This window comes from Acidimicrobiales bacterium (assembly GCA_016794585.1).
Taxonomy (GTDB): Bacteria; Actinomycetota; Acidimicrobiia; order Acidimicrobiales; family DATDAH01; genus JAEUJM01.
The window spans coordinates 48450-63659 of the sequence record JAEUJM010000040.1; the positions used below are offsets into that span (position 1 = coordinate 48450).

At 71.4% G+C, this 15210-nt stretch carries 11 protein-coding genes; 4 read left to right on the forward strand and 7 right to left on the reverse strand.

Annotated features, from left to right (window positions below; translation table 11 throughout):
- Window positions 1-9: 9 nt before the first annotated feature.
- The 4 genes from JNK12_18775 to JNK12_18790 form a co-directional block, all read right to left on the reverse strand.
- Complete coding sequence (locus JNK12_18775) at window positions 10-2295, reverse strand: sulfatase-like hydrolase/transferase (protein MBL8777990.1); 2286 nt, start codon at window positions 2293-2295, stop codon at window positions 10-12.
- A complete protein-coding gene (locus tag JNK12_18780) occupies window positions 2295-4577 on the reverse strand; it encodes a sulfatase-like hydrolase/transferase (protein MBL8777991.1) in 2283 nt (760 codons plus the stop codon). The genes JNK12_18775 and JNK12_18780 overlap by 1 nt, the downstream gene beginning before the upstream one ends.
- A gap of 9 nt (window positions 4578-4586) precedes the next feature.
- Complete coding sequence (locus JNK12_18785; protein ID MBL8777992.1) at window positions 4587-5951, reverse strand: class I SAM-dependent methyltransferase; 1365 nt, start codon at window positions 5949-5951, stop codon at window positions 4587-4589.
- An 88-nt stretch (window positions 5952-6039) separates the two neighbouring features.
- Complete coding sequence (locus JNK12_18790) at window positions 6040-6261, reverse strand: hypothetical protein (GenBank protein ID MBL8777993.1); 222 nt, start codon at window positions 6259-6261, stop codon at window positions 6040-6042.
- 170 nt (window positions 6262-6431) lie between these two features.
- Between JNK12_18790 and JNK12_18795 the strand changes: the two genes are divergently transcribed.
- Window positions 6432-7349, forward strand: coding sequence for a class I SAM-dependent methyltransferase (locus JNK12_18795; GenBank protein MBL8777994.1), 918 nt, complete (start codon window positions 6432-6434; stop codon window positions 7347-7349).
- A 6-nt stretch (window positions 7350-7355) separates the two neighbouring features.
- On the opposite strand, the gene JNK12_18800 is transcribed toward JNK12_18795, so the two are convergent.
- Genes JNK12_18800 through JNK12_18810 form a run of 3 tightly spaced genes read right to left on the reverse strand, consistent with a single transcriptional unit; the run spans window position 7356 to window position 12419 of the window.
- Window positions 7356-8978: a glycosyltransferase gene (locus JNK12_18800; GenBank protein ID MBL8777995.1), complete on the reverse strand. Its 1623-nt coding sequence runs from the start codon at window positions 8976-8978 to the stop codon at window positions 7356-7358.
- Complete coding sequence (locus JNK12_18805; GenBank protein ID MBL8777996.1) at window positions 8975-10342, reverse strand: glycosyltransferase; 1368 nt, start codon at window positions 10340-10342, stop codon at window positions 8975-8977. Before JNK12_18805 ends, JNK12_18800 begins: the two co-directional genes overlap by 4 nt.
- Window positions 10343-10367: 25 nt before the next feature.
- A complete protein-coding gene (locus tag JNK12_18810) occupies window positions 10368-12419 on the reverse strand; it encodes a VCBS repeat-containing protein (GenBank protein ID MBL8777997.1) in 2052 nt (683 codons plus the stop codon).
- 134 nt (window positions 12420-12553) lie between these two features.
- On the opposite strand from JNK12_18810, the gene JNK12_18815 reads away from it, so the two are divergent.
- The 3 genes from JNK12_18815 to rfbB are packed head-to-tail and all read left to right on the forward strand — an operon-like array spanning window position 12554 to window position 15185.
- Window positions 12554-13660 carry a glucose-1-phosphate thymidylyltransferase gene (locus tag JNK12_18815; GenBank protein MBL8777998.1) on the forward strand — a complete coding sequence of 369 codons (1107 nt, stop codon included), beginning with the start codon at window positions 12554-12556 and terminating at the stop codon, window positions 13658-13660.
- 2 nt (window positions 13661-13662) lie between these two features.
- Complete coding sequence (locus JNK12_18820; protein MBL8777999.1) at window positions 13663-14229, forward strand: dTDP-4-dehydrorhamnose 3,5-epimerase family protein; 567 nt, start codon at window positions 13663-13665, stop codon at window positions 14227-14229.
- 5 nt (window positions 14230-14234) lie between these two features.
- Window positions 14235-15185, forward strand: coding sequence for a dTDP-glucose 4,6-dehydratase (gene rfbB, locus JNK12_18825; GenBank protein MBL8778000.1), 951 nt, complete (start codon window positions 14235-14237; stop codon window positions 15183-15185).
- Window positions 15186-15210 lie beyond the last annotated feature (25 nt).

Here is a 15210-nt window from a genome sequence, read left to right on the forward strand (position 1 = left end):
GCTCCGGGATCAGGCCAGAGGGACGCGCAGGAAGGTGGGGGCGTCGCCGCCGCCGCCGCCCACGAGGAGCAGCTCCACCTCGTTGTCGCCCTCCTGGAACTGCTGGAAGTCGAGCAGGGCGCTGAAGGTCCAGTGGTCGCCTTCGGGCTCGAAGTCGCCGGCGACCCCGGCCACGGTGCCGTTCAACACGACGAGGGCGCTCTCGTACGGCTCGGCGCCGGCGCCCAACGCCAGGGTGCCGTTGATCACCAGCGGGACCGAGCCGCCCTCGGCGGCGAGGCCCTGGAAGCGCTCGGGGTGCTCGAGGCGCCAGCGGGCATCGGGGTCGACCAAGTCCACCGCCGAGACCGTCAGCTCGCTCACCGGGCGCCCGACGTACTCGCCGAGGCGACCGACCGCCGCCACGCCGCGCCAGCCGGGCTCGGGGAACCGCTCGTGGTTGCGCTCGACCACCGCGAAGAGGCCGTCCAGCGAGCTCGACACGTCGTCGGGCCCGGACGCGTAGAACACGGGCTTGTCCGCCGGCGGCGGCTCGTCGCCGAAGAGGGAGCGGCCGTCGAACTCCCAGTCGGTGTCGATGCCGAGGACGTCGACGAGGGTCGGGAGCAGGTCGGTGTTCAAGACGTTGGTGTCGTCGACCTCGCCCTCGCGCTCGCCGGGCACCCGCACGAAGACCGGGATGCGGTAGATCTCGTCGACGATCTCGTCCGTGGGCGTGCGCTTGGGCTGGCCGGCGGTGAAGGAGATGCCGTGGTCGGCGGTGACCACCACCACGGCGTCGTCCCAGATCCCCTGCTCCTCGAGCCGGTCGATGAGCCCCCCGAGGAGGGTGTCGGCGTAGCCCACCTGGAGCAGGTGGCGCTGCTGGGCCTGGCGGATCAGGAACTCGTCGTTCCCCCAGTCGCCGTCGACCGACCCGGGAGGGCCGCCTTTGCCCCGGTAGGTCCGGCCGTCGGGCGTGGTGAGCCAGTTGAAGTGTGGGAACAGGCCGTCGTGCACGAAGTAGAGGCGGGACTCCGTCTCGGGGCCCACCCGCTCGCTCATGCGCCGGAGCAGCTCGCCGGTGCCGTGGGGCTGTGTGGCGGACATCTGCTGGTTGCGGGCCGTCATGAAGTCGTTGATGCCCGGTCGGGTGGTCGCGGTCGTGGCCGGTGGTGTGGTGGTGGCGGTGGGCCCACCGCCGTCGATGTCGTCCGGGTCCCCCGCGTCCTCGATGAACCCGCCCCAGGACTGGTCCACCCCGGGCAGGCCCTCTCGCAGGCTCGGGGGCAGCGTGGCGTGGCCGTACACGACGGAGGCGTCCTCGAGCGCCCGACCGAGGCCGGGCAGCCACCCCTCGGCCGATGCCTCCTCCACCCGCACGCACACCGTCGTCGGGCACAGCTGGGTGATCGTCTCGGTGACGTCCATGTCGTAGCTGCCGCCGAGCAGGGTGAACAGGTTGCGGGGGTAGTCGATCGACGTCGGGAGGGCTCCCGGCGCCGGCTCGAGGCCGCTCTCGATGGTCGGCACGCTGCCGGGCGTGTTGGGCGAGAGCGACGTGGCATTGCGGAACCACGTGGACTGGTCGGCGAGGCGGGCGAAGTTCGGGAACCGGGTGGCGTCGATCTGACCGTCCTCGCCCATCAACGAGGCGACCGGCAACTCGTCGAAGACCACCATCACGACCGGACGGGGGTCCTCGACCGCCACGCCGGTGGCCGCTTGCGCCTCGTCCTCCCACAGGAGGCGCGAGGTGCCCGAGGTGAGGAGGAAGAGCCCGAGGAACAGCACCGGCGCGAGGGCCAGGTACCGCAGCCCAAGGCGCATCGCCTTGCTGCGCTGCTCGGCCAGGAGGATGGCGCCCCCGATGGCGAGCGACACGCCCACCACGGGCAGGTTGGAGGAGAAGTCGAACTGGCGGGCGACGGTGGCGCCGAAGGCGGTGCCGAGCACGCCGATGAGCACGGCGTGGACGACGGCGCCGACCCGGGGGCCGATGGCGTGGGCCACGAGCTCCAGGAGCACACCAAGCAGCGGGATGGCGAAGGCGATCGCCAGGCCGAACGCCACCACCTGGCCCCGGGTGGCCTCGGCGGCGACGAAGAACTCGGGGTTCTTCCCGAACAGGTCGAGCAGCGGCTGGGCGACGGCCAGGCCGGAGAGGGCCAGCAGGGAGAGGGCGTCGTAGCCCAGCACCCGCCGCAGCTCGAGGCGGGCGGCGACGCGCCGCGTCCAGGGCACGCCGGCGCCCGCGCGTTCGGCCGGCACGCGATCGGCCACGTGGGCCGTCCCGGGTGCGGCCATGTCCGCCATCACGAAAGTGTTGCAGTCTCGAACTGCCGGGAGCCGGATCTCGTCGGCAAAAGCAGGACCACGTCATTGGCGCCGCGCTGCAGGATCTCCTCGGAGATGAGCGCATTGAAGGCGATGCGGCCGTCGTCGCCCTCGTGGAAGTCCCCGGCCACGCCGGCGACCCGGCCGTTGACGACGACGACGCCGCCGTCGGGAACGGCACCGCCGTCGGCCTCGAGTGAGCTGGCCAACAGCATGGGAGCGAGTCCGTCGGCGTCGGGCTGCCAGTCGGCGAGGCGCTCCTGCTGGTCGTTCGTCCAGGTCCGCCCGCTGCCGCCCCGCACGTCGAGGTCCTCGACGTCCTCGCCCACGAGGTCGGCGTACTCCCCTTGGCCGAACACACCGAGCCAGTCGTCACCGTTGGGGAGGTACTCGTGGTCGCGCTCGACCACCTCCATCACCCCGTCGAAGTCGACCGGCACCTCGTCGGGGCCGACGTCCCAGTAGGTCGGCTTCGAGTCCCGGTCGGGCCCGTCGCCGAGCAGCGACTGACCGTCGAACTCCCAGTCGGTGTCGATGTCGAGGGCCTCGACGATGGTCGGCAGCACGTCGAGGTTCAGGGCGTTCACGTCGCTGATCTCGCCCTCGGTCTGTCCGGGGTACTTGATGAACAGCGGGATGTTGTAGATCTCGTGCACCGTGGCGGCGCGGGGGCTGCGGAAGTTCTCCCCGGGGGTGAAGGCCACGCCGTGGTCGGAGAGCACCACCACGAGAGCGTCCTCCCAGAGGCCCTGGGACTCCAGCTGTTCGATCATGTCGCCGACGATGCTGTCCATGTAGCCCACCTGGAGCAGGTGGCGGGCGAACCCCTGGCGGACCAGGTAGTCGTTGTCGTCGGTCCAGATGCCGCCGTTCTCGAGGCCCGGCACGAAGCGGGCGTCGGACACCACGTACTGGTAGCCCTCGGGGCTGAGCAGCCAGGGGATGTGGGGGAACGTGGCGTGGGCGAAGTGGAGGCCCGGCCGCTCGCCGGGCACGATGCCGTCGATCATCTCGCTCATCAACCCGGCCTGGTAGCGCGGCGCCCAGCCCTGGGGCCCGAGGGCCTTCCACTTGTAGGACGGGTCGGTGCTCGGCGCCGAGCCGCTCTGGTCGGCGCCCCCGCTCGGGTCGAGGGCGGCGTTGGGGTCCTCGGCCTCGACGTTGGCGTCCTCGATGAAGCCGCCCCATGCCCGGTCCACCGCCGGCAGCCCCTCGCGGAGGAACGGCGGGAGCGTCGCCTGGAAGTACACGACGGAGGCGTCGAGGAGGGCCTGGCGGCTGCGCTGGTACTGGAATTTCTCCTGGCCGGCGCGGTTCACGCACACCGTGTCCGGGCAGACGCTGGTGACCGGCTCGGTGACGTGCTGCTCGTACTGGTCGCCGAGCAGGGTGAACAGCGTGCGGGGGTGGTCGGCGGACGTGGGCAGGGCGCCGAGCTCGGGGATCAGCCCGCTCAACATGGCCGGGATGCTGTCGGTGGTCTTGGGGGACACCGAGGTGGCGTTGCGGTACCAGGTGCCCTCGTCGGCGAGCCGGGCGAAGTTGGGGAAGCGCTCTGCGTTGATGGTCCCGTCCTCGGTCATCAACGAGGCGACGGGCAGCTCGTCCATCTGGAGGATGACGATCGGCGCGGGCTCACCGATGGTGACGCCCGTGGCCGCGACCGCCTCCTCCTCGGTGAGGAGCTTCGAGGTGGACGAGAACAACAGGAACGAGGCCAGGAACACCACGGGAGCGAAGGCCAGGTAGTGCAGGCCCAGCCGGACGCCCGCCACCCGCCGCTCGCCGTAGAGGATGAGACCGCCGGCGGCCAGGGCCGCGCCGATGCTGAGGACGTCGTTCGAGACCCCGAGCTGACGGGCGAGGTAGAGCCCGAAGAACGCCCCGAGGCCGAACACGAGGGCGACGTGCACCGCCACACCGAGGCTCCGGTGGATGGCGTAGGCCACCACCTCGACGGCGATCAGCACGAGGGGCACCCCGAGGGCCATCACCACGCCGAACGCGGCGACCTCGTACTTGCTGAGGGAGTTGGCGACGAAGAACTCGGGGTTCTTGCCGAACAGGTCGAGCACCGGCTGGGCCACCGCCAGGCCCCACAGGGCCAGCAGGACGAGGCCGTTGTGGCGGACGATCTCGCGCAGGTTGAGGCGCCGGGCCACTCGGCGCCAGCGGGGCGCCTTCGCTTCGCCGACGTCAGCGTCGGGCGACGGGACCGACCCCAACGGGTCGGTGCCGCCCGGCTCAGCTGCGTCGGTCACGCCCGACGCTCAGCGGGGAGTGAGGTGGTACAGGATCCGGGTCCCCGACGGCAGCGTCGTCTGCTCGACGATGTCGAAGTGTTCGGCCAACGCACGTTCGAGGACCGTAGCCGTGTAATCGTCGTGCGTACCTTCACGCTTGTTCTTCAACAGGCGCTTGACCATCTGGTCGTCCGGCGTGGGGAACTCGAGGACGGCCTCGCTGCCGACGTCGGCAAGGAAGGCCACGAACTCGGGCAGCGGCACGTTGTTGGTGATGGCCAGGTGGTGGATCACCGCGAGGCACAGCACGACGTCGGGCTTGACCCGGTCGGTGAAGGCCTTGCGCTCCTTGCCGCGCCACCCGAGGCCGGGCGACTGGCTGGAGAGGTCCATGGTGAGGGGCAGGATGGTGGTGTTGCCCTCTTCGCGCAGCGCCCGGTAGAGCGTGTCGACCACGAGCGGGTCGGCGTCGACGGCGACGACGTAGTCCGAGTTCTTCGCCGCGAGGCGCGAGAAGTGGCCGTCGTTGGCACCGAGGTCCCACACGATCGAACGGTGGGTGCGGCCCACCACCTTGTCGACGAAGGCGGTCTTCCCGTCGAGGTCGGCATCGGTGTAGTGGCCGCGCTCGCTGTAGCCGGACCACGTTGACTCGGAGCGCTTCCACTTGAGGCCGCTGACCAGCTTGGTGAGCTTGTCCAGGTTGGCGGCGATGAGCTCCTTCTTGAAGCCCGCCTTGCCGAGGTCCTTCTTCACGTCCGAGTCGGTGTCGGAATAGCGGTTCTCGAACGCCGCCTGGAGGTAGACGTTGGTGAACACGCCCTTGCGGAACCGGTCCCGGAAGCCCATGACCGAACGCGCCTCGGTGGGCGTGATGCCGTCGATGGAGCCGCGCAGCCAGGGCTGGAAGGGGAGGTCCTTGTAGGCCTGGAACATCAGGGGGTACAGGAACAGCTCGCAGAACTGGCGGTAGCCGTACCAGGGCTCGCCGGCGCGCAGCTTCTCGAACGAGCCCACGTCGATGAAGGTGGGGCGGGCGCCGACGAACTGCACGTTGTAGGAGGTGGCGTCCTTGGTGATGACGTCTTCGTCGAGGGCCTGGCGGGTGAGCTGGAGCTGCAGCAGGGCCGCGTCGCGCAGCATCTCGAAGGTCCACTCGTACGGGTAGGACAGGAACGGGATGCGGTCGTGGCGCAGCGCCGCCTCCCAACGGCCGTCGTCACCGACGAGGGCGGCGACCTCGTCGTCGGGCACCCGCTCGGTGCCCACGATGCGGCCGTCGGCGAGGGCCTTGGCGAAGAACGTCGACGCGGCGGCGGCCTCGTAATCGGCGAGGGCGTCGCCCGACAGGGAGCGGATGACGGCGTCGTCGGAGACGAACACGCGGCTCATCGGGTCGCGGAAGGACCCCGGATCTGCAGGAGGTGTGGTCATGTCTGGTTCGGTCGCCGGGCGAACGGCCCGGCGGGCCGGCGTGGGCCTAGTTGGCGGCCTCGGTGGGCGGCACCGTGGCGGGCTCGGCGTCGGCGGTGGGCTCGGCGTCGGCGCTGGTGTCGCCCTCGCCCTCGGTGAGCTCGTTGTCCTTCTTCCAGAACATCATCCGGCGGCCGAACATCTTGAAGAACACGGCGAGGCCGGCGAAACCGCCGACGATCACCTGGAGCACGATGCTGCCGGTGCCGGGATCGAGGTACGCGAACATGGGTGGGTGACGCCTCCAGACGTGACGAGCCTGTGCGACGGGGTGGTGAACGGCGACGGGCCGAACGGTGTCGCACGGGCGAACCGCGAGCGTACCACCGGACACCTCCGGCGAGGAATCATGGGGGGCGGGCTTGACCCGACCCATCGCCAGCGAGTGGGGTGATCCCCATGGCCTCTCGCACGACCTCACTGCGCTCGACGCTCGGCCGGGTGAAGCGCAAGCTGACCGGCACGCCCACGGCGCCCGCTTCGCCGGTCGCGGCACCCGAGCCGCCCCTTTGGTCGGAGGCCCCGCCCTCGCCGTGGGCGCCCCGCTCGCCGGCCGAGGAGGCCGCCCCCGTCTGGTGCAACATCTGCCGCTGGACGGGCGACGCCTTCGCCGGCCGCTTCCACTCCGAGGCCGCCAACTGCCCGCAGTGCGGCAGCATCTCGCGGGACCGCTATCTCTTCCACTGCTACGTCGCCCGCACGCCCGAGTCGCTCGGCGCCCGGGTCCTCGAGACCAGCCCCCGCCTCGGCGAGGACTACCGCCGGGCCATGGCCGGGTGGTTCGACTACACGTGCAGCGACTACGACGAACGCGCCCACCGGGGCGTCGTGCAGCTCGACCTCCAGGCCATCGACCGCCCGGACGAGAGCTTCGACGCCATCCTCACCCCCCACGTGCTCGAGCACGTGCCCGAGACGGCCAAGGCACTCGACGAGATCCACCGCGTGCTCGCCCCTGGGGGCCGCATGTACCTCCAGGTGCCCGTGCTCCAGGGAGTCACCGCTCCCCCGGTCGAGCCCGAGTTCCACGGCGACAACACCCCGGTCTTCTGGCGCTTCGGCTTCGACCTCACCGCCACCCTCCGCGAGCACGGCTTCACCTCGTCGCTGCTCGCCACCGACGGCTGGCTCTCGTACCTCGACAGCGGCGCGTCCGAGTGGCCCGAGGACACCTCGAAGGAGTTCGACGTCACCTCGATGACCGCCGGCGTGATCCGCGACGACCTCGAGTCCGTCGCCGACGACGCCACCGCCCGGCGCCTCGGCCTCCTTCCCGCGTACATGTTCCTGACGTGGGAGTGCGTCAAGGGCAGCTGAGAGGCGTCAGCCGCCGCCCACCACCCGGTCGACGACGACGCCGAAGGTCTCGGTGAAGGCGTCGACCGAGAAGTCCCGGGCCCGGGCCTCGGCACCCTCGGACAGCCTCGCCCGCAGCTCGTCGTCGCCCACGACGGCCTCGGTGCGCTCGACGAGCTCGTCGAGGGTGGCGAAGTGGAAGCCCGACACACCCGGCTGGACGATCTCGATCTGGCCGGCGAGGCCGATCACCACGGGCACGGCGCCGGCAGACATCGCCTCCACCGTGGCGATGCCGAAGTGCTCGAGGCGGTCGGGGTCGCGCTCGGGGTCCTCCCCCAGCCCGGTGGCCTGCCAGTAGATCGAGGCCTTGGCGTACAGGGCGCGGAGCTCGTCGCCCGGGGCGTCGACGTGCAGCTCGATGGGCAGGCCCTCGGCGGCCGCCTGCACCTGCTCGAGGTAGGGCCGGTCGACGGCGGAACAGCCGCCCACGAGGTGCAGCGTCCAGCCCTCGAGGCCCCGGTCGACGAGGCGACGGAAGGCCTCGACCATCTCCAGCTGCTTCTTGGAGTGGCCCGCCTCGGCGGCGAAGAAGCGCCCGACGGCCAGGATGACGTTCTCCTTGTCGCCACGAGCCTGCATCGTCACGGGCGGGTAGACCACGGTGCTGTCGGTGCCCCAGTAGCGCTGCACCCAGCGGCGGGTGAACTCGGAGTTGGACACCACCGCGTCGTAGCTGGCGATGAAGTCGGTCGACGGCGGCTCGCGGTGCAGCAGCGGGAGCCACGCGCCCAGCTGGGCGCCGATCTTGGCCTTGAGACCCCGTCCGGTGGAGATGGCGGCGAGGGCCACGCCCAGGCTGCGGACGTCGGGGCCTCCCAGCACCTCGGCGGGGACGAAGGGGTTGGCCACCCGGACGGTGACCTTCACCGGCGCCTGCGTCGGGCTCGCCGGGAGCTCGAAGTCGAGGTTGGTCTTGCGGCGGCGTTCCAAGGCCGTGGCCCCGGGGTCGAGGGTGAGCTGGGCGATCTCGCTGCCGTCGACGTCCACCGCGATCTCGGCCGGGTCGAGCCCGGCCGGGCGACGCCGGCAGAACACCAGCCGCAGTGGGGTGGGACGGTCGGCGTGGGGCTCGACGTAGAACGAAGCGTCCTCCGACGCCCAGAAGTAGCGGGGGCGGCGACCCTCGGGTGGGTAGAAGCCCTCGCCGAAGCCGGTGTTGACCGAGCTCGACCGCACGATGCCCCCCAGCGCGCCGATGACCGCTTTCTGGGCCGAGCTGAGGTCCTTCGAGACCTCAGCGGGGAAGTGCACGATGTAGATGCTGTGGCGGGACCGCACGGCCTCGTGGCTCATGAACGAGACGTTGACGACCAGGTCGTACTCGTGGCTGGCCCAGCGCAGGGCACCGAGGTGCTCGGCGATGACCCGGTTGGTGACCCCGGTCAGGTCCAGGTCGAGGCGGTCGGCGAGGGCGTCGATGTCGAAGTCCTCGGGGCCGAGGAGCACGACGTCGTTGTCCGCGGCCAGCACCTGGGCCACGAGGCCGCCGTACTTCTCCGCCCCACCTCCGGTGCTCCAGTACTTGTTGTAGACCGCGACGGTCCGCCGACGCTCCGTGGGGCCGTTCTGCCCGCCCGCCGTGCTCACGGTGCCACGGTCCAGCGCTGGACGATCTCGTCGCTGGCCACGACGGGGTGGCGCTGCAGCCGCCGGCGCTCCACGAGCATGGCCGGGAGCAGGCGCAGGAACGCCAGGTAGGACTTGAGGCGCCGCTTGGCCAGGACGGTGTTGGGTCGTCGGCCCCGCAGCATCGGGCCGACCACGTCGCGGCGGGCGTACGAGGCGGTGCTGAGCAGGTAGCGGAAGGCCGCGCTGGCGGCGAGGCGGGCGGGCGCGTTCTTGGTCAGCACGAGGAGGCGGTTGCGCTCGACGTAGTGGGCGAACACCGCGGAGCCTTCTCCGGCACTGGCGCCGTGGAGGTGACGGATCACGGCCTCGGGCCGGTACAGGTAGTGCCAACCCTGCGACCGCCCCCGCCAGGAGAGGTCGGTGTCCTCGTAGTAGAGGAAGAAGCGCTCGTCGAACACGCCCACCTCGTCCAGGTAGCGGCGGCGGAGCAGCGCCTGGCCGCCGCACCAGGCGAACACCTCGGCGGGCTCGTCGAACTGCCCTCGGTCGGGCTGGAGGAAACCACGGTCGCCGCCGTAGCCCCCCTCGACCAGCTGCGAGCCGGCGTTGTTGATCACGTCGTAGGGCTCGCCGGCGAGGGCGATCTCGGCCCAGCCGGCCTCGGTGCCCACGCTCACGTCCACCGAGTGGTCGCCCGAGCGGAGGGTCACCTGCTTGGGGGCCTCGGCGGCGAGGCGCAGGCGGGCCGTCCCGCCCACGGTGGCCCCCGGGGCCACCGGGACACGGACCGAGGCCCGGCCGGACGACCAGCGAAACAGCCCTTCCGGCGGCGCCCCGTGCTCGAGGCCGTGGAAGCCCTCCACCAACTGGGCGTTGGCCATCTCGTCCTTGCCGTCCACCTCGACACCGCTGACGCGGACGCCGAGCTCGCGGACGTCGCCGCCGGCGCCGGGCACGAAGACCGGGCTCTCGATCTCGACGTCGACGAAGGTGGGGGCGAACAGCATCTTGCCGGTGGCGGCGCCCGCCTGCGGGTCCGCCTCGAGGGCCTCGACCAGCGGCGACAGCCACTGGGGCTCGACGAAGGCGTCCGGGTTGATCAGGGCCACGTAGTCGGCGTCGCCGGGGTCGCGCATGGCCAGGTTGTTGGCCGGAAAGCCGAGGTTGCCGCCGGAGTCCATGACCTGGACGCGAGGGAAGCGCTCGCGCAGGGCGGCCACGCTGCCGTCGGTCGAGGCGTTGTCCACCACGACGACCTCGAGGCGGTCCTGCGGCCAGTCGAGGTGCTCGAGGCAGTCGACGCAGCGCACCACGTCCTCACCGCCGTTGAAGTTCAGCACCACGGCCCGCACGCGGGGCGCGGGTGAGGGGTCGGGAGCCATGACGGCGGACCAACCTATCGGGCGGCTACGTCAGGGCGAGCCAGAGCTTGTCGGTCGCCCCGCCCGTCCCGTACCAGAACAGGTCGCCGCGGCCGTCGGCGTTCCAGTCGCCGGTGAACGGGGCGTCGAAGGTGCCGTTGGCGGTGACGGCGCGTGAGGTGAACGCCCGGGTGGTCGTGCCCAGCCACATCGTGTCGGCGGCGCCGCCCGGCGAGTACCAGAGGACGTCGTCGGTGCCGCCGCCCGTGTAATCGGCGACGAGGGGCACCGCGTTGCGGTTGACGGTGACCGACTTGCCCACGAACCCGTTGACCTCGCCGTACCAGACGGTGTCGGTGGCGGCGCCGGGCCCGTACCAGAACACGTCCGAGCGGTCGTCGCCGTTGAAGTCGCCCACCATCGGGGTGAAGGTGCCGTTCACGGTGACGTCGTCGTCGGTGAAGTTCTCGCTGCTGGTGCCGCGCCAGAGGTTGTCCACGGCGCCGCCGGCGCCGTACCAGAGCACATCGCTCTCGCCGTCGCCGTCGAAGTCGCCGGCGAGGGGCTGGTAGTCGGCCCCCACGGTGAACGCCTTGGACAGGAACGTCCCGTCGGTGCGGCCGTACCAGACCGAGTCCGCGCCGGCGCCCGGGCCGTACCAGAACACGTCGCTGCGCCCGTCGCCGTTGAAGTCCCCCACCGCCGGCCGGTAGGTGCCGCCGACACCCACGGTGCGGTTGACGAAGCCGTTGGCGGTGCCGAGCCAGAGGCGGTCGGGCGCCGCTCCGGGGCCGTACCAGAGGACGTCGTCGTAGGCGTCGCCGTTGAAGTCGCCCGCGAGAGGGACGAAGGTGCCGTTGACCGCGACCTGGCGGCCGGTGAAGCGCCCCGGGCCGACGAGCTCGTCGAACTTGGCCCGGGCGGCGCTGCGGATGGTGCCGAGTCGGCCGTAGAGCGCGTTGCCGGGGCAGGACGACTGGCCCACGTCGCGGTGGCCGACGATGTTGGACGACGACGGGCGGGTGCCGCCGAGGAAGAGCTTCCACCCGATGAGGCGCCCGTAGGAGGTCACCGCCGCCGAGGTGACCGAGCTGGTGGCGTCGCCGAGGAAGGCGACCCCGACCGAGCCGGTGTTGTTGTTCATGGCGTGGGCGCCGATCACCGCGTTGCGGATGCCGCCGGCGCGCGCCTCCCAGATGCCGCCGAAGCGGTCGATGACGAAGTTGTACCCGATGTCGTCCCAGCCCCGGGCGTCCTGGTGGTACGCCTGGACCGAGCGCAGCAGGCTCGGCACCTGGGCCGGGCTGTACGAGTTGGTGTTGACCGTGTGGTGCACGATCGCCCGCCGCAGGTAGGGGTGCACGTCGGGAGTCCCGCGGTACGGGCGTGCGCCCCACGACGACCGCAACCGCACCCCCGGCTCCCCGGCGGCCTCGGGAGCGGCGCTGCCCGTGCCGGTGTCCATGGCCTCGGTGGCCCCGTCGACGGCGACGGGCTCGCCGGTCTCGCGCACGAGGAACACCTCGACGTCGGTGGCGTCGCCCGGCAGGTCCAGTTGGTAGGCGTCGGCCCGGCCGACGGCCACGGGCTCGCTGACGGGGGCACCGGTGCGCTGCGCCTCCCCCACCGACGCCGACTCCGGCGCGGCGGGGTCGGCACCGTGGCTGTCGTCGAGGTGGAGCTCGGCCCACGGCCCCCAGCGGCCGTCGGTGCGCACCCGCACCTGGCCTTCGCCTCCCGACGCCGAGCGGAAGCCGGCACCGATCAGCACGAACTCGTCGACCGCCTCCTCGGCGGTGACCATGCGGGTGCCGGCGCCCTCCTCGGGGCCGGCCGGCTGCTCGCCGTCGAGGACCGGGGCGGGCGCGTCGGCGACGGGCACGGCGTCGAGCGCGGGCTGCACGGTGTCGGTCCGCATGGCGGATTCGGTCGCCAGGCTGCCCTGGTTGCCGGCCGAGGCCTGCGCCCCCGGTCGCGCCTCCTGGGCGGCGGCGCCCGGCACGGCGAGCCCGACGGCCACCAGGAGCGCGGTGCCGCACAGGGCGGCGCGGCGCCGACGGGTGCCACGGAGGGACGGGAGCGAACGAGCCAACGACATGGAAACCACCACTGAGCTGTGTGGCGCGGGCCCGCACGGTCGGGTCCGACCCCCGGCGCTGGACGCCAACGGTAGCCGCGCTCCCCGGCCCGGGAATGAACCCCCAGGTGGTTCGCCCGGTAACCTCAGCCGCCGTGAAGGGTCTGATCCTCTCGGGTGGTGCGGGAACGCGCCTGCGCCCCATCACCCACACGAGCGCGAAGCAGCTCGTGCCCATCGCGAACAAGCCCATCTTGTTCTACGGCCTCGAGGACATGGCCGCCGCCGGCATCACCGACGTCGGCATCATCATCGGCGAGACGGGCGACGAGATCCGCGCCGCGGTGGGCGACGGCTCCGAGTTCGGCCTCTCGATCACCTACATCCCCCAGGACGAGCCCCTCGGCCTCGCCCACTGCGTGCTCATCGCCCGCGACTTCCTCGCCGGCGAGGACTTCGTCATGTACCTCGGCGACAACATGCTCGAGCAGGGCCTCACCGAGTTCGTCGACCGCTTCGAAGAGGACCGGGAGCGCTCCCGCACGCCCACGCTCGGCGAGACCACCCCGGCGCCCGTCGCCCAGATCCTGCTCGCCCAGGTGGACGACCCCCGCCAGTTCGGCGTGGCCGAGGTCGACGCCGCCGGCCAGGTGCTGCGCCTCGTCGAGAAGCCCGACGTGCCCCCGTCGGACCTCGCCCTCGTGGGCGTCTACCTCTTCGACCACCACGTCATCGAGGCCGTCGAGTCCATCGCCCCCTCGCCGCGGGGCGAGCTCGAGATCACCGACGCCATCCAGTGGCTCATCGACCAGGGCCACCGCGTCCGTCACGAGGTGCTGGACGGCTGGTGGATCGACACCGGCAAGAAGGACCCCCTCCTCGAGTGCAACTACCTCGTGCTCGACCGGATCCAGTCCGCCGTGCACGGCGACGTCGACGTCCACTCCCACCTCCACGGGCGGGTCGAGGTCGCGAAGGGCGCCGAGATCATCAACTCGACCATCCGCGGCCCCGTCGTCATCGGCGAGCGCACCAAGGTGGTCAACAGCTACATCGGCCCGTACACCTCGGTGTCCTCGGACTGCGAGATCCGAGACGCCGAGCTCGAGCACTCGGTGGTGCTCCAGGAGAGCCGCATCGCCGGCATCTCCGGCCTCACCGACTCCCTCATCGGTCGTCAGGTGGTCGTCGAGCGCTCGGGCCAGCGCCCGCGTGCCACCCGCCTCATGCTCGGCGACCATTCCCGAATCGACCTGGAGTAACGATGCCCACCATCACCGAATCCGACGTCATCGCCGGCGTGATGCACGTCACCCCGGACGTCCACGGCGACGACCGCGGCTTCTTCGTGGAGACCTACCGCCGCTCGTGGTTCCCGCTGGGCCGCGAGATGATCCAGGGCAACCGAGGCGACCGCCAGCAGGGCGCCGTCGTGGGTCTGCACTACCACCTCCACCAGGCCGACTACTGGTACGTCCCCAACGGCCTCGCCCGCGTCGTCCTGCACGACCTGCGGGTGGGCAGCCCCACCGACGGCGCCACCCTCACCCTGGACCTCGGGGCGCCCCCCGGGGAGCGCCAGGACCACAAGGGCGTGTTCATCCCGCCGGGGGTGGCCCACGGCTTCGCCGCCCTCACCGACATGACCATCACCTACCTGGTGGACGGCTACTACAACCCCGCCGACGAGCTCGGCGTGGCCTGGGACGACCCCGCCATCGGGGCCGACTGGGGCGTCGCCGAGCCCGTGCTCAGCGAGCGGGACAAGAAGAACCCCCGTCGCGCCGACCTCGACCCTGCCCTGCGCCCCCACGCGGCGCTGCGCACCTGAGCGTCGTGAAGCTCTTCGTCACCGGCGGCGCCGGCTTCATCGGTTCCAACTACGTCCGCCTCGTGCTCGGGTCCACCGACGACGAGGTCACGGTCTTCGACGCCCTCACCTACGCGGGCAACCTCGAGAACCTCGACGGGCTCGACGACGGCGGCCGCTTCCACTTCGTCAAAGGCGACATCTGCGACCGCGAGGCGGTCCGTGAGGCCATGACCGGCCACGACGTCGTCGTGCACTTCGCGGCCGAGAGCCACGTCGACCGCTCGATCGTCGACCCCGACACGTTCGTGCGCACCAACTGCGACGGCACCAACGTCTTGTGCGACACCGCCCGCCACCTCGAGGTGGAGCGGTTCGTGCACATCTCCACCGACGAGGTCTACGGCTCGATCGACGTGGGCTCGTTCCGCGAGACCGACCGGCTCGGGCCCCGCTCCCCCTACTCGGCCTCGAAGGCCGGGTCGGACCTCATCGCCCTCTCGTACCACGAGACCTACGGCCTGCCCGTCATCATCACCCGCTCGTCGAACAACTTCGGGCCCTACCAGTTCCCCGAGAAGGTCATCCCCCTGTTCGTGACCAACCTGCTCGACGGCGAGAAGGTCCCGCTCTACGGCGACGGCATGAACGTGCGCGACTGGTGCTTCGTCGAGGACAACTGCGCCGGTGTCGACCTCGTCCGCCGGGAGGGCACCGTGGGCGAGATCTACAACATCGGCGCCGGCAACGAGCTGCCCAACCGCGAGCTCACCATGAAGATCCTGGCCCTGCTCGGCCACGACGAGTCCATGATCCGCCCCGTGGAGGACCGCCTCGGCCACGACCGCCGCTACTCCATCGACTGCACGAAGGTGCGCTCGTTGGGCTGGGCACCCCGGCGCGACCTCGACGAGGCCCTCGAGGAGACGGTCGCCTGGTACCGCGACAACCGGCCGTGGTGGGAGAAGCTGCGCTGATGGCCCGCTCCCGGAGCGGCGCAAC

Excerpts from the sequence above, each read along its gene's own strand:
- JNK12_18775 (MBL8777990.1), bottom strand. The coding sequence starts at position 2,295 with ATGGCGGACATGGCCGCACCCGGGACGGCCCACGTGGCCGATCGCGTG.
- JNK12_18785 (MBL8777992.1), bottom strand. The coding sequence starts at position 5,951 with ATGAGCCGCGTGTTCGTCTCCGACGACGCCGTCATCCGCTCCCTGTCG.
- JNK12_18790 (MBL8777993.1), bottom strand. The coding sequence starts at position 6,261 with ATGTTCGCGTACCTCGATCCCGGCACCGGCAGCATCGTGCTCCAGGTG.
- JNK12_18795 (MBL8777994.1), top strand. The coding sequence starts at position 6,432 with ATGGCCTCTCGCACGACCTCACTGCGCTCGACGCTCGGCCGGGTGAAG.
- JNK12_18805 (MBL8777996.1), bottom strand. The coding sequence starts at position 10,342 with ATGGCTCCCGACCCCTCACCCGCGCCCCGCGTGCGGGCCGTGGTGCTG.
- JNK12_18810 (MBL8777997.1), bottom strand. The coding sequence starts at position 12,419 with ATGTCGTTGGCTCGTTCGCTCCCGTCCCTCCGTGGCACCCGTCGGCGC.
- JNK12_18820 (MBL8777999.1), top strand. The coding sequence starts at position 13,663 with ATGCCCACCATCACCGAATCCGACGTCATCGCCGGCGTGATGCACGTC.